At 67.3% G+C, this 12,815-nt stretch carries 12 protein-coding genes; 3 read left to right on the top strand and 9 right to left on the bottom strand.

Features of this window, described 5'->3' with window-relative positions; translation table 11 throughout:
• The first annotated feature begins 64 nt into the window (after positions 1–64).
• Positions 65–859, top strand: a complete 795-nt coding sequence (locus tag PIB44_RS13670) for a TSUP family transporter (protein WP_278069780.1) — start codon at positions 65–67, stop codon at positions 857–859.
• Here the strand turns inward: PIB44_RS13670 and PIB44_RS13665 are convergent.
• Positions 856–2,217: a glutamate--cysteine ligase gene (locus tag PIB44_RS13665; RefSeq protein ID WP_278069779.1), complete on the bottom strand. Its 1,362-nt coding sequence runs from the start codon at positions 2,215–2,217 to the stop codon at positions 856–858. The two genes, PIB44_RS13670 and PIB44_RS13665, sit on opposite strands and share 4 nt — an antisense overlap.
• A 69-nt stretch (positions 2,218–2,286) precedes the next feature.
• The gene (locus tag PIB44_RS13660) at positions 2,287–3,006 is read right to left on the bottom strand and encodes a 16S rRNA (uracil(1498)-N(3))-methyltransferase (protein ID WP_278069778.1); all 720 of its coding nucleotides are present in this window, start codon (positions 3,004–3,006) and stop codon (positions 2,287–2,289) included.
• Between the two features lie 94 nt (positions 3,007–3,100).
• Between PIB44_RS13660 and PIB44_RS13655 the strand changes: the two genes are divergently transcribed.
• The gene (locus PIB44_RS13655; protein WP_278069777.1) at positions 3,101–4,615 is read left to right on the top strand and encodes an ABC1 kinase family protein; all 1,515 of its coding nucleotides are present in this window, start codon (positions 3,101–3,103) and stop codon (positions 4,613–4,615) included.
• 6 nt (positions 4,616–4,621) lie between these two features.
• Here PIB44_RS13655 and PIB44_RS13650 read toward each other — a convergent pair whose 3' ends face one another.
• The 7 genes from PIB44_RS13650 to PIB44_RS13620 all read right to left on the bottom strand — a co-directional run bounded on the left by PIB44_RS13650 (position 4,622) and on the right by PIB44_RS13620 (position 11,225).
• The gene (locus PIB44_RS13650) at positions 4,622–4,882 is read right to left on the bottom strand and encodes a Txe/YoeB family addiction module toxin (protein ID WP_227157471.1); all 261 of its coding nucleotides are present in this window, start codon (positions 4,880–4,882) and stop codon (positions 4,622–4,624) included.
• On the bottom strand, positions 4,879–5,133 hold the full coding sequence (locus PIB44_RS13645; RefSeq protein WP_278069776.1) for a type II toxin-antitoxin system Phd/YefM family antitoxin: 255 nt from the start codon (positions 5,131–5,133) through the stop codon (positions 4,879–4,881). Before PIB44_RS13645 ends, PIB44_RS13650 begins: the two co-directional genes overlap by 4 nt.
• Positions 5,134–5,174: 41 nt before the next feature.
• A complete protein-coding gene (locus tag PIB44_RS13640; protein WP_278069775.1) occupies positions 5,175–6,338 on the bottom strand; it encodes an acyl-CoA dehydrogenase family protein in 1,164 nt (387 codons plus the stop codon).
• Between the two features lie 201 nt (positions 6,339–6,539).
• Complete coding sequence (locus tag PIB44_RS13635) at positions 6,540–8,321, bottom strand: acyl-CoA dehydrogenase C-terminal domain-containing protein (RefSeq protein WP_278069774.1); 1,782 nt, start codon at positions 8,319–8,321, stop codon at positions 6,540–6,542.
• Positions 8,322–8,325: 4 nt separating this feature from the next.
• Entirely contained in the window at positions 8,326–8,814 is a 489-nt protein-coding gene (locus tag PIB44_RS13630; RefSeq protein ID WP_025977732.1) for a MerR family transcriptional regulator, read from the bottom strand.
• 180 nt (positions 8,815–8,994) lie between these two features.
• Positions 8,995–9,408: a DoxX family protein gene (locus PIB44_RS13625; protein WP_025977731.1), complete on the bottom strand. Its 414-nt coding sequence runs from the start codon at positions 9,406–9,408 to the stop codon at positions 8,995–8,997.
• 353 nt (positions 9,409–9,761) lie between these two features.
• The gene (locus PIB44_RS13620) at positions 9,762–11,225 is read right to left on the bottom strand and encodes a protein adenylyltransferase SelO family protein (protein ID WP_278069773.1); all 1,464 of its coding nucleotides are present in this window, start codon (positions 11,223–11,225) and stop codon (positions 9,762–9,764) included.
• 222 nt (positions 11,226–11,447) lie between these two features.
• Between PIB44_RS13620 and nhaA the strand changes: the two genes are divergently transcribed.
• Positions 11,448–12,659, top strand: coding sequence for a Na+/H+ antiporter NhaA (gene nhaA, locus PIB44_RS13615; RefSeq protein WP_025977729.1), 1,212 nt, complete (start codon positions 11,448–11,450; stop codon positions 12,657–12,659).
• Positions 12,660–12,815 lie beyond the last annotated feature (156 nt).

The following is a 12,815-nucleotide window of genomic DNA, read 5'->3' as shown; positions in this document are numbered from 1 at the left end:
GCCAGAGCGTGGCGGTTCGCCGCCTGCGGGGCTATAGCGCCAGCCTGACCGGAGTGCTGTGCGCGTGTTCGACCTGACGCCTGAAATCATCGCCCTGTTGGGCGTCGCGTCGGTGATCGCCGGCTTCATCGACGCCATCGCCGGGGGCGGGGGGCTGATCTCGCTGCCGGCCCTGTTGTCGGTGGGGCTGAACCCGGTCGCCGCCATCGCCACCAACAAGGTTCAGGGCAGCGTCGGCACCGCCAGCGCCCTGTGGAACTTCTGGCGCAAGGGACGGGTGGATTTCCGCCTGATCCGCTGGCCGCTCGCGCTGGTTGCGGTCGGGTCGGGGCTGGGCGCCTTCGCCGTGACCCTGGTGGATACGCGCTGGCTGATGATCCTGCTGCCGGTGCTTCTGATCGGCATCGCGCTTTATTTCCTGCTCGGCCCCAAGGCGGCGGACGAGGACGCCCATGCCCGACTGACGCCGCTGGCCTATGCCTTTGTGGCGGGCGGGATCGGCTTCTATGACGGCTTCTTCGGGCCGGGGACGGGGTCGTTCTTCGCCCTCAGCCTCGTCATGCTGCTGGGCATGGGGCTGACGCGGGCGACGGCGCACACCAAGGCGCTGAACCTGATGAGCAATGTCGTCGGCATCGTCGTTCTGGCCGTCGGCGGCCACGTGGTCTGGGTGCTGGCCGGCATCATGGCGGTGGGCCAGTTCATCGGCGGGCGGCTGGGTTCGCACGCGGCCATGCGCTTCGGTCCGCGCCTGATCCGGCCGCTGCTGGTGGTGATCTCTCTGGCGATGACGGCGCGGCTGCTGTCCGACCCCGCCAATCCGCTCAGGGCCATGATCGCGGGCTGGCTGGGCCTTTAATAGGCGCAGTCGCGATAGACGCGGCTGATGTCGCCCGCCCATTCGCCGTTGTACAGCTCAAGCAGCCGGTCGGCCGAGGTCACGCCGCTGTCGGCGATGTCTTCCAGCTCGGTGATGTAGCCGCGCTCGTCCACCATGCCGCCGCTGAAGCGGGCGCGGTTCTTCAGGCCTTGCTTGGCGATGTTGACCATGTCGACGGCGACGTCGCGCACGCCGCGGCCGCTGACTTCCGCCTTCAGGCCCAGCCGCGTCACGTCGCGGCGCAGGCGCTCGTGGTCGGCGATGTCCCAGTCCTTGCACAGGTCCCAGGCCGCCGCCAGCGACGGCGCGTCGTACAGGATCCCGGCCCACAGGGCGGGCAGGGCGCAGATGCGGCTCCACGGCCCGCCGTCGGCGCCGCGCATCTCCAGATACTGCTTCAGCCGCACCTCGGGGAACAGGGTGGTCAGGTGGTCGGCCCAGTCCTGAACCGTGGCCTGATCGCCGGGCAGGGCGTCCAGCTTGCCTTCGATGAAGGCGCGGAACGACTGCCCCGACAGGTCGACATAGGTCTGGCCGCGCTTGGCGAAATACATCGGCGCGTCCAGCGCATAGTCGGCGTAGCGCTCATAGCCGAAGCCGTCCTCGAACACGAAGCCCAGCATGCCGGTGCGGTCCGGGTCCGTGTCGGTCCAGACGTTCGCGCGCGCCGAGACGAAGCCGTTCGGCTTGCCTTCGGTGAAGGGGCTGTTGGCGAACAGGGCGGTGGCGATGGGCTGCAGCGCCAGCGACGTGCGGAACTTCATGACCATGTCGGCTTCGCTGTCGAAGTCGAGGTTCGCCTGGATGGTGCAGGTGCGCAGCATCATATCCAGGCCCAGCTTGCCCTTCTTGGGCATGTAGGCGCGCATGACGTCATAGCGGCCCTTGGGCATGACGGGGATGTCCTCGCGCCGCCACTTCGGGTCGAAGCCCAGCCCCAGGAAGCCCAGGTTCAGCTGGTCGGCGACCTGCTTGACCTCCATCAGGTGCTGGCCGGTCTCGTTGCAGATGTCGTGGATGTCCTTCAGCGGGGCGCCCGACAGTTCGAACTGACCGCCCGGCTCCAGGCTGATCGAGGCGCTGAAGCCCTCGGCGTTCTTGCGCTCCAGGGCGATGACGTGATCGCCCTCCAGCACCGGTGTCCAGCCGAAGCGCGTCAGCCCGTCCAGCATGGCCTTGATGCCGCCGGGGCCTTCATAGGCCGGGCGGCGCAGGGTCGACTTGTCGAAGCCGAACTTCTCGTGCTCCGCGCCGATGCGCCATTGGTCCTTGGGCTTCTCGCCCTTCGACATGGCGTGGATCAGCTGGTCTCTGGAAAGGGGCGCCGTGTCGGACATCTGTAACCTCTGCTGTCGCGGCTAGATGGGCCAGCCGTCGGCCGGGCTCAAGGGGGGCGACGGAAACTTCTAGCGATCCCAGTCGCCGACCGCCGCCTGCCACAGGGTCATGGCGGCGATGGCGGCGGTGTCCGCCCGCAGAATGCGCGGCCCCAGGGAGACGGCGGTGGTGAAGGGCAAGGACCGCAGCCGCTCGCCCTCCTCGGGCGAAAACCCGCCCTCCGGCCCGATCAGTATGGCCCACTTGCCGTCGCCAGCGGCGGTCAACGCCGATACGGCGGGCGCGCCGCCCGTCTCGTCGCAGAACATCAGCCGCCGTCCGTCCTCCCAGCCGTCCAGCAGGGCGTCCAGCTTGACCGGATCATCCACCACCGGCACGTCCAGACGACCCGTCTGCTCGGCGGCCTCCTCGGCGATGGCGTCCAGCCGGTCCAGCCGCAGCCGGTCGGCGTTGGTGCGATGGGTCAGCGCCAGCCGCACCCGCTTGGCGCCCAGTTCGGCGGCCTTCTCGACAATGGTCTCGACGCGGGCCTTCTTCACCACGGCGACGATCAGCTCCAGATCGGGACCATAGGTCTGCGGCCGCATCTGCTCCTCGGCGCGCAGGATGACGCCCTTCTTCAGCACCTCGGCGACGCTGGCGCGCCACTCGCCGTCGCGACCGTTGAAGACCAGCAGTTCGTCGCCCGCCTTCAACCGCATCACCTGCGTCAGATAGCGCGACTGGTCGAGCGTGGGCGCCACGGCGGCGCCGGGGGCGAGGTCGCCCTGAACATGAAGACGGATCATGGCGTCTGCATATCGCGCTTTCGCAGTCGCGACCAACCTCGGCGATCGACTGAATTTGCCGGGAACGCGGCCGTTCCGCCCGCGTTCGTCTGTCATGTTCACAACCTTGGCCGTTGCGGCGCGCGATCGAAAACGTCTGGCCGAGATTTCCGGCGTCGCCGCCCGCTTCGGCCTTGAGGCCTTGCTGCTGCGTCTCGGCCTCGGTGGTGGCGAGGCCCATGCCGACGGGCCTGAGCCCCTGCCGCGCCGCACCCGTCAGGCGCTGGAGGCGCTAGGCCCCACCTTCGTCAAGCTGGGCCAGATTCTGTCCACCCGCTCGGACCTGCTGCCCGCCGACTGGATCGCCGAGTTCGAACAGCTTCAGAGCGCCGGCCCCACCCTCGACTTCGAGACGCTGCGGCCCGAGGTCGAGGCTGCGCTGGGCGGGCCGCCGGAGCAGGTCTTCGCCCGCTTCGACGCGACGCCGCTGGCCGCCGCCTCCATCGCCCAGGTCCACCGCGCCGCCCTGCACGACGGAACCGAGGTGGTGGTCAAGATCCGCCGCCCAGGCGTGCGTCCGCGCGTCGAGGCCGACCTGCGCCTGATCGCCGAACTGGCCCGCCGCGCCGAACAGTCCAGCGCCGAGATCGCCCGCTATCGCCCGCGCGCCCTGATCGCCCAGCTGACCGAGGCCATGCTGGACGAACTGGACTTCACTACTGAGGGCCGCAACGTCGACCGCTTCGCCGCCGACTTCGCGAAGAACCGCGATGTGGTCATCCCCGCCGTCTATTGGCAGCACACGACCGACCGCGTGCTGGTGCAAGACTATCTCGACGGCGTTCCGCCGATTGACGCCGCGCGGCTGAGGGCGGCGGGCGTCGACCCGCACCGGCTGGCCCGCGTCGGCGCCGAGGCGGTGCTGGACATGGTGCTGGTCAACGGCCGCTTTCACGCCGATCCGCATCCCGGCAACCTGCGCGGCCTGCCGGGCGACCGGGTGGGGCTGCTGGACTTCGGCATGGTCGGGACCGTCACCCCGCGCCGCCGCGCCGAACTGATCAGCTTCGTCCAGTCTCTGGCCGCCGGCGACGGCGCCCGCATGGCCGAGGTGCTGGCCGACTGGACCGAGGGAACGGACGTCTCGCGCGCCAGCCTGACCGCCGGGGCCGAACGGCTGATCGCCCGCCACGGTCAGGGCGCGGTCGACCTGCCCGCCATCGTCGCCGATCTGATGGGACTGATGCGGCAGGAAAGGGTGGCCGCCCCGCCTGATCTGGTGCTGATCCTCAAGGCCCTGGTGACCATCGAAGGCGTGCTGTCGCGCGTCGACCCCGACTTCGATCTGGTGCAGACGATGAAGGGCGCCTGGAGCCGCGCCCTCTTCTCCAGCCGCAGCCCCGAGGCCCTGCGCAACCGCCTGATCGCCGCCCTGCTGGACCTGTCGGCGGCCAGCGACGACCTGCCCCGCCTGATCCGCGCCGCCTCGCGCCGCCTGACGGCCGAGCCCGCCACGACGGCCACTTCGGACAAGGAAACCGCCCGGTCGATCCTCTCGGCCGGGCGGTGGATCGCCGCTTCGATTGTGCTCTCCGGCGCCCTGATCGCGGGGGCCTTGCTGCTCCGTTAGGCCGCCTCAGCGTCCGTAATGATAGCGGCACTGTGCGATCAGCAGCGTGTCGTCGGTGGCGCGATAGACCAGTCGGTGTTCCTGATCGATCCGGCGCGACCACCAGCCGGAGAACTCGCCTTTTAGCGGCTCCGGCTTGCCTGTGCCGCTAAAAGGCGTCCGCAGACACTCGCGGATCAGGCCGTTGATCTTCTTGAGTTGCTTGCGGTCGGCGGATTGCCAGTAGAGGTAATCCTCCCAGCCCTCTTCCTGAAACGTCAGCTTCATTCGACCAGGTCGCGCGCCTGGCCCTCACCCGCGTCCAACTCGGCGACAGCCTTGCGCAGGCGCGCGGCGTTCGCCGGGCTGCGCAGCAAATACTCCGTCTCCTGCCAGGAGGCGAAGTCTTCCAGCGACATCAGGACAGCCGCCGGCTTTCCGCCCTCGCGGGTGATGATCGTATAGTCATGATCCGCCGTCACCCGGTCGATGGTCGCGGCCAGGTTCTTGCGCAGTTCGGAGACAGAGATCGCGTTCATGCTGATAATGTACGTAATCTTGTACTTTCAAACAAGCTGCGTCAGAGCGTTCGCGCGATCAGCAGCTTCATGATCTCGTTCGTCCCGCCGTAGATGCGCTGGACGCGGGCGTCCTTGTACAGCTGGGCGATCGGGTATTCGGTCATATAGCCGTAGCCGCCGAAGAGCTGCAGCATCTCGTCGATGGTCTCGCCCTGGATGTCCGTCACCCAGTATTTGGCCATCGACGCCGTGGCGGCGTCCAGCTGGCCCTTCAGGTGCAAGCCGATGCAGTGGTCGACGAATACCTTGGCGACCGTCAGCTTGGTCTTGATCTCGGCCAGTTTGAACTGGGTGTTCTGGAAGTCGATGACCCGCTTGCCGAAGGCCTTGCGCTCCTTGACGTAGGCCAGCGTCGCCTCCAGCCCGCGCTCGGCGGCCGCCACGCCCTGAACGGCGATGTTCAGCCGTTCCTGCGGCAGTTGCTGCATCAGCTGGACGAAGCCCTGGCCCTCGGTGTCGCCGATGACGTTCTCCAGCGGCACCTTGACGTCGTTGAAGAACAGTTCGGAGGTGTCGTTCGCCTCCATGCCGATCTTGTGCAGGTTGCGGCCGCGCTCGAAGCCTTCCGCCCCATCCGTCTCGAGGCAGATCAGGCTGGTGCCCTTGGCGCCCTCGGCCGGGTCGGTCTTGGCGACGACGATGATGAAGTTGGCCAGCTGGCCGTTGGTGATGAAGGTCTTGGAGCCGTTCAGCACATAGTGGTCGCCCTGTTTGACGGCGGTGGTCTTGACCCCTTGCAGGTCGGATCCGGCGCCCGGCTCGGTCATGGCGATGGCGCCGACCAGTTCGCCCGACTGCAGGCGCGGCAGCCAGCGCGCCTTCTGCTCGGCCGTGCCGTAGTGCCAGATGTAGGGCATGACGATGGCGTTGTGCAGCGAGATGCCGAAGTGGTCCGCGCCCTTCCAGCCCAGCTGGCGCATCAGCACCACTTCGTGCCGGTAGTCGCCGCCGAAGCCGCCGTCCTCTTCCGGCAGCGACAGGCCCAGCAGGCCTGCGTCTCCGGCCGCGTTCCACAGCTCGCGCGGCACCGAGGAGGCGGCGATCCACTGCTGGAACTTCTCTTGCGAGGCGTGCTCGTCGATCCATTTGGCGACGGAGTCGGAGAAGAGGACGATCTCCTCCTCGCGCATGAAATCGGGGTCGGGGCTGCCTAGGACGTTCATGGAAGGCGTTCCTGCATTCTCCCTCCCCTTCATGGGGAGGGTGGCTGAGGCCGTCAGGCCGAAGCCGGGTGGGGGCGGCGAGGTGACGCAGAACTCTGTGGCGGAGGGACGGGCGCGGCGTGTGTTTCGCCATGCCCTCCCCACCCGGTCGTCGCTACGCGCCGACCACCCTCCCCATGAAGGGGAGGGAGAGTTTCATGCTCAGAACGCCTCGGCGGGCATCTGCATCAGCACCTCGGCGCCGGACTTCAGCTTCTTCAGGTGCGCCCCGGCGTCGGGCAGGATGCGCTCGACGAAGTAGCGGCCGGTCATCAGCTTGTTGGCGTAATAGGGATCGGCGTCCCCAGCGGCGATCTTGGCTTGCGCCGCCTTGGCCATCTGCGCCCACAGGAAGGCGTAGGCCGTCAGGCCGAAGATGTTGAGGTAGTCGGTCGAGGCGGCCGCCGCATTGTCCGGGTTCGCCATGCCGTTCTGCATCAGCCACATGGTGGCCTCCTGCAGCTTCTTCTTGGCGTCGGCCAGGCCTTCGACGAAGGGCTTGATCGCCTCGTCATCGCCGTTCTCGCTGACGAAGGCGTCGATGTCGGCGAACCAGCTCATGATGGCGCGGCCGCCGTTGGCGGGCAGCTTGCGGCCCACCAGATCCAGCGCCTGAATGCCGTTGGTGCCTTCATAGATCATGGTGATCCGCGCATCGCGCAGATACTGCGAGGCGGGGAAGTGCTCGGTATAGCCCGAACCGCCGTGGACCTGCATCGCCAGCGAGGCGACGTGGAATCCCTTGTCGGTCAGATAGGCCTTCAGCACCGGCGTGATCAGGCCCATGTAGTCCTTGGCCTTGGTGGCGACGGCTTCGTCGGCGGCCTTCTGCAGGTCGGCCTGCAGCGCGGTCCACAGGATGAAGGCGCGGCCGCCTTCGACGAAGGCCTTGGCCTCCAGAAGCATCCGGCGCACGTCGGGGTGGACCATGATCGGGTCGGCCGGGCCGTCCGGGTTCTTCGGTCCGGTCAGGCTGCGGCCCTGCAGGCGGTCGTTGGCGAACTCGACGGCGGCCTGATAGGCGGCGTCGCCGATGGCCAGACCCTGCAGGCCGGTGCCCAGACGGGCCTCGTTCATGACCACGAACATGTTGTTCATGCCCCGGCCTTCTTCGCCGATCAGCCAGCCCTTGGCGTTCTCATAGGCCATGACGCAGGTGGCGTTGCCGTGGATGCCCATCTTGTGCTCGAGGCCGGCGCAGGACACGCCGTTGCGCTCGCCCAGCGAACCGTCCTCGTTCACCAGGAACTTGGGCACCACGAACAGGCTCAGGCCCTTGATGCCCGGAACCGCGCCTTCGACGCGGGCCAGCACCGTGTGGATGATGTTGTCGGCGAAATCGTGCTCGCCCGCCGAGATCCAGATCTTCTGGCCGGTGATCGAATAGGAGCCGTCGTCGTTCTTGACCGCCTTGGTGCGGACCATGCCCAGGTCCGTGCCGCACTGGGGCTCGGTCAGGTTCATGGTGCCGGTCCATTCGCCCGACGCCATCTTCGGCAGATACTTCTGCTTGATCTCGTCCGAGGCGCTGGCCTCGATGCCGTGGAAGGCGCCGCTGGTCAGGCCCGGATACATGGAGAAGGCGGCGCTGGCGGCGGCGGTGAACTGGCCGACTGCGCTCGACACCACCGAGGGCATGCCCTGACCGCCGAACTCGGTGCTGAAGCCCAACGAGGGCCAGCCCGCCTCGACCATCTGATGATAGGCTTCCTTCCACCCCTTGGGCGTGGTCACCACGTCGCTCTCGATGCGGCAGCCTTCCAGATCGCCGGGACGGTTGATCGGGGCGATGACCTCCTCGGCGAACTTGCCGCCTTCCTCGATGATCTGGTCGATCAGGTCGCGCGACAGATCGGCGTCGGGCAGCTGGTTGCCGTAGGTCTCGACCTGCAGAACGTCATGCAGGACGAAGGACAGGTCGCGGACGGGCGCCTTATAGGTCATGGGATCACGCTCTCGCTTTGAAGGTCAGGAAGTGGTCGTCGGGGTCGTTGAGCCGCTCGCTCAGCAGGCTGGCGTAGGCCTCGGCGCCCGGCAGAAGGTCGGGTCGGTGTTCGCCCAGGGTTTTTTCCATCCAGGCGCAGGCGGCCTCGGCCGTCTCGATGGCGCCTTCAATGTCTTCCAGCTGCTGCTTCAGCGCCTCGATGCGGGCGCGATGGCGCGGCAGGGCGATGGCCATCTGATGGACGTTGTGGTCTTTCTGATCATACAGATCCAGCATCTCCTGGATCTCGACCAGGGTGAAGCCGATGCGCCGGCCGCGCATGATCAGCTTCAGCCGAGCCCGGTCGCGCGGCCCATAGACCCGCGTCTGCCCTTTACGCGACGGCGTCAGCAGGCCCTTGTCCTCATAGAAGCGAAGGGCGCGCGCGGTCGCGCCGAACTCACGGCATAGCTGCCGTATGGAATAGGTGCGATGTTCGTCTGCGATCGACATGCCGCCTTGATAACTTGACGCGGACGTAAAGGGAAGCTTTCGGCGCGCCCGGCTACGAAGTTGTGAACGGCTCAAAAGAAAAGGCCGCGACCGGGGTTGGGTCGCGGCCTTCGTATTCGCAGGCCCTCAGGGGGAGGGGGAGAAGCGGGCCTGCAAATCGGATCGGGAAGGCGCGTCGGCTCAGCGGCGACGCAGCCACAGCACCGGCGCCGTTATGGCGATCAGGACGACGTTGGTCAGGCTCAGGCCCATGTCGAGGTTGAAGGCGTGGACGCCCAGGGCGACGACCTCGAGGATCAGCAGGCCCGCTGTCGCCGTCAGCAGCAGCGGACGGCCGAACCGCCATGAAATCAGCGGCGTCAGCACCATCAGGGCCAGCGCCATCTCGGCGACGCCGACGCCGCGCACAAAGGTCTCGCTGACGAGGGCCGGCCACTGCATCAGCACGATGAGGTTCTGCATCGGCTCGGACAGCTTGGCGTAGCCGGCGGCGAGGAAGAACATGGCGATCCAGCCCTGGAAGGTCCAAAGCGTGATGTTCAGATAATCGGCGCGGGCGCGCGCCTGATGGGGCGTCAAGGTGGTCGTCGTCATGGCCGTAACCGTTAATTCGCAACAGCTACAACATCAGTTGCTGTGTGCTGACTTGCAAGCGGCTGAAACAATCTGTGATCAGGCTGGCGGAAGGTCGTGGCGACAGCGAGGCTGAAACCACAATTCCCCGTAACCCAGCCGAGTTCATCCGCCTCTAAGCCGAGCCGTATTTCGAGTCAACGCGCGATGACATCAATTGATGACTTAGGACGCAGCCTTGCAAAATTCCGTTCATCCCCGCGGAGGCGGGGACCCAGTTCTTTGGCCGCAAAGCGTGAGGTTGGGGAGAATGGTCTTCGGGCGCGCACGCCGCCCTCACGGGGTCCCCGCCTCCGCGGGGATGAGCCGGACAATCACAAACTCCACGCTTCCCTCGCCGTCTCCAGCCGGGCCAGTTTGGCCTTCAGCGGCGCCCAGTCGTCGGCCGCGTCGATGGCGCTCCACAGGGCCTCGACCTCGTCGATCAGCAGCTCTTCGGGCTCGGGCGCGGCGAACATCGGATGCTCCAGCCGCTCGGGCCGGTCGGGCTCATGCTCCATCAGGGCGAAGCGGAAGGCGTCGAAGGCCTCGCCCTGATAGGTCTTGCCGCGCACCCCGCCCAGCGCCCGCGCCGCCGAGCTGAACCCGCCGAACCAGTCGAAGAAGATCGGCTCCCAGCGCAGGGCCTCCTTCTTCTCGCGCGCCAGCGCCAGCGTCGCGTCCAGCAGCCGCTGGTCCGCCGCCTCGCCCAGGCTCTTGACGCCCAGCCGGTTCAGGAAGGCCGCCCGCAGATGGCGGATATAGGCCGGGCCGAACGCATTCAGCGCCGCCGCCAAATCCGCGACTTGGGGCTCCGACTCGGCGATCAGCTTCAGACACCCCGCCAGCTGGGTCAGGTTCCAGAACACCGCCTCGGGCTGGCGCGCGAAAGCGTAAAGGCCGTTCTGGTCGAAATAGGCGGCGGTGAAGCCCGGCTCATAGTGCGGCAGGAAGCGCCACGGGCCGTAGTCGAAGCTCTCGCCCGTGACGTTCAGATTGTCGGTGTTCATCACGCCGTGGACGAAGCCCGCCGCGATCCACTTCGCTGTCAGCGCCGCCGAGGCCTCGACCACCGCCGCCAGGAAGCCGGGCGCGTCGCCCGGCGCGACTGCCGGATGATACAGGCTGCGCGCGTGCTCCATCAGCGCCTCGATCTGGTCCTTGCGCCCGTAGTAGGCGGCGCGCTGGAAGGTCCCGAAGCGGATATGGCTGTGCGACAGCCGCACCATGACGGCTGATCGCGTCGGCGACGGCTCGTCGTGCCGCTCCAGATCCTCGCCCGTCTCGATCAGCGACAGGATGCGGCAGGTCGGCACGCCCAGGCTCTCCAGCATGGCCGCCGCCAGCGCCTCGCGCACCCCGCCCTTCAGCGTCAGCCGCCCGTCCGCATGACGCGACCACGGCGTCTGGCCCGAGCCTTTGGTGCCCAGGTCGAGAAGGCGGGGATTCTGAGTGTCCCTATCGCCTTGCTCGCGGAGCAAGGCTGCTTCAGGGACTTCTCGCATCTGCGCCGCTAGGAAGCCGCGCCCGTCGCCGATCTCGGGGTTGTACACGCGGAACTGGTGGCCGTGGTAGCGCATGGCCACGGGGCCGGGCTGGCCGGGCAGGGGGTCGAACCGGCCGAACTGGGCGATCCATTCGGCGTCGCTCAGCGTCTCCAGCCCTACCGTCGCCGCCGCCCGGTCGTTGCGCAGGCGCAAGATCGTCTGCGGGAAGTCGGCCGGCTTCACGGCGTCGCCGTATTCGGCGCCCAGTTCAAAAAAGCGGGGGTCGGGGCGATAGGCGGGGGAGACGGGCATGGGCGGCAGATGCCCCTTCGCAGCGCATTTCGCAACCGCGAGGCCGATCCGGCGCGGCGGGGTTGAACCTTGCGGCCCGATCCGTATTTTCACCGGCAGAGATCAGGCCCCGCGCGGCATCGCCCAGGGGTCAGGCCGGCGCCGCCTTGCGCGCGAATCCGGTCCGGCGTCCGTCGATAACCTGACGCCACGACAGACCCTCTCGCTGTTTCGGAGACCTTCGTGGCCAGAAAACATACGCTCGCCTTTCTCAAGACCGAGGCCGGTTCCGGCGCCGTCCTGGGCTTCGCCGCCCTGGCGGCGCTGATCGTCGCCAACTCGCCCTGGTCGGCGGATTATTTCGCCTGGCTCAAGAGCGTTCACGCCGTTCAGATCGGCCCCCTGCGGCTGGAGGAGACGATCTCCGACTGGATCAAGGAAGGCCTGATGGCGGTCTTCTTCCTAATCGTCGGCCTTGAAATCAAATATGAGGTCCTGAAGGGCGAACTCAGCAATCCCAAGAAGCTGGCCCTGCCCATTCTGGCGGCGCTGGGCGGCATGGCGGTCCCGGGCCTGGTCTATCTGGCCGTCGCCGGAACGCTGGGCGGCCCCACGCAGGGATGGCCCATTCCGCTGGCCACCGACATCGCCTTCGCCCTGGCCGTTTTCGCCATGGTGGGGCGCAGCCTGCCCGCGTCGCTGCGCGTCTTCCTGCTGACCCTGGCCATTGTCGACGACCTGGGCGCCATCGCCTTGATCGCCATCCTGTTCAGCCAGGGCGTTCAGTGGGTTCCGCTGCTGGCGGCGCTGGGCGTGATCGCCGTCTTCGCGGTGCTGGGCCGCCGCCGGATGGCCGCCGCCTTCTGGGTGCTGGGCTTCGCCGCCGTCTGGTATCTGACGGTGCTGTCCGGCCTGTCGACGTCGCTGACGGCCGTGGCCTTCGCCCTGATCGTGCCGGTCGATCCGCGTCGCGAGACCTCGCAGAGCCCGCTCAAGGACGCCATGCACGACCTGCACCCCTATGTGGCCTATCTGGTCCTGCCGCTGTTCGCCTTCGCCAAGGCGGGCGTCTCCTTCGCCGGCCTGTCGCTGGAGCAGGCCTTCGCCCCGCTCGTCGTCGCCATCGCCCTGGGTCTGTTCATCGGCAAGCAGATCGGCGTCTTCGGCGTGGCCTGGCTGGCGGTCAAGCTGGGGCTGGGCGACAAGCCGTCGGGCGCTGGCTGGATGCAGCTTTACGGCGTCAGCCTGCTGTGCGGCATCGGCTTCACCATGAGCCTGTTCATCGGCGTCCTGGCCTTCCCCGGCGCCGTGGACTCCGTCGAGCAGATCGAGGTCAAGCTGGGCGTCATCGGCGGCTCCCTGCTGTCGGGTCTGGCTGCGGCCGTGATTCTGTCGCTGGCCGATGCGGCGCAAAAGAAAAGACGCCATTTGAAATCAGTCGCTTCGGCTGAGTGATCGCCGATAACATTGACCTAACGTCAGTATATTTGTCGCTTTATCGCCACAGGTGAGGCGGGGGCGAGGGAATTTATCGTCCCTCACGTGGCCTTTGCTTGTCGGTGACTGGGGCATGGACTACCCCTTTGTGCTGAGAACCCGCGCCGTCCAATG

Source organism: Brevundimonas sanguinis, from assembly GCF_029636725.1.
Taxonomy (GTDB): Bacteria; Pseudomonadota; Alphaproteobacteria; order Caulobacterales; family Caulobacteraceae; genus Brevundimonas; species Brevundimonas sanguinis.
Note: the sequence above shows the minus strand (reverse complement) of the source record. Positions and strands in the feature narration are given on the sequence as shown.

What these genes read in the sequence shown, in the direction of transcription:
- PIB44_RS13665 (WP_278069779.1), bottom strand. Translation starts at nt 2,217, where the DNA reads ATGTCCGACACGGCGCCCCTTTCCAGAGACCAGCTGATCCACGCCATG.
- PIB44_RS13660 (WP_278069778.1), bottom strand. Translation starts at nt 3,006, where the DNA reads ATGATCCGTCTTCATGTTCAGGGCGACCTCGCCCCCGGCGCCGCCGTG.
- PIB44_RS13655 (WP_278069777.1), top strand. Translation starts at nt 3,101, where the DNA reads ATGTTCACAACCTTGGCCGTTGCGGCGCGCGATCGAAAACGTCTGGCC.
- PIB44_RS13650 (WP_227157471.1), bottom strand. Translation starts at nt 4,882, where the DNA reads ATGAAGCTGACGTTTCAGGAAGAGGGCTGGGAGGATTACCTCTACTGG.
- PIB44_RS13645 (WP_278069776.1), bottom strand. Translation starts at nt 5,133, where the DNA reads ATGAACGCGATCTCTGTCTCCGAACTGCGCAAGAACCTGGCCGCGACC.
- PIB44_RS13640 (WP_278069775.1), bottom strand. Translation starts at nt 6,338, where the DNA reads ATGAACGTCCTAGGCAGCCCCGACCCCGATTTCATGCGCGAGGAGGAG.
- PIB44_RS13635 (WP_278069774.1), bottom strand. Translation starts at nt 8,321, where the DNA reads ATGACCTATAAGGCGCCCGTCCGCGACCTGTCCTTCGTCCTGCATGAC.
- PIB44_RS13630 (WP_025977732.1), bottom strand. Translation starts at nt 8,814, where the DNA reads ATGTCGATCGCAGACGAACATCGCACCTATTCCATACGGCAGCTATGC.
- PIB44_RS13625 (WP_025977731.1), bottom strand. Translation starts at nt 9,408, where the DNA reads ATGACGACGACCACCTTGACGCCCCATCAGGCGCGCGCCCGCGCCGAT.
- PIB44_RS13620 (WP_278069773.1), bottom strand. Translation starts at nt 11,225, where the DNA reads ATGCCCGTCTCCCCCGCCTATCGCCCCGACCCCCGCTTTTTTGAACTG.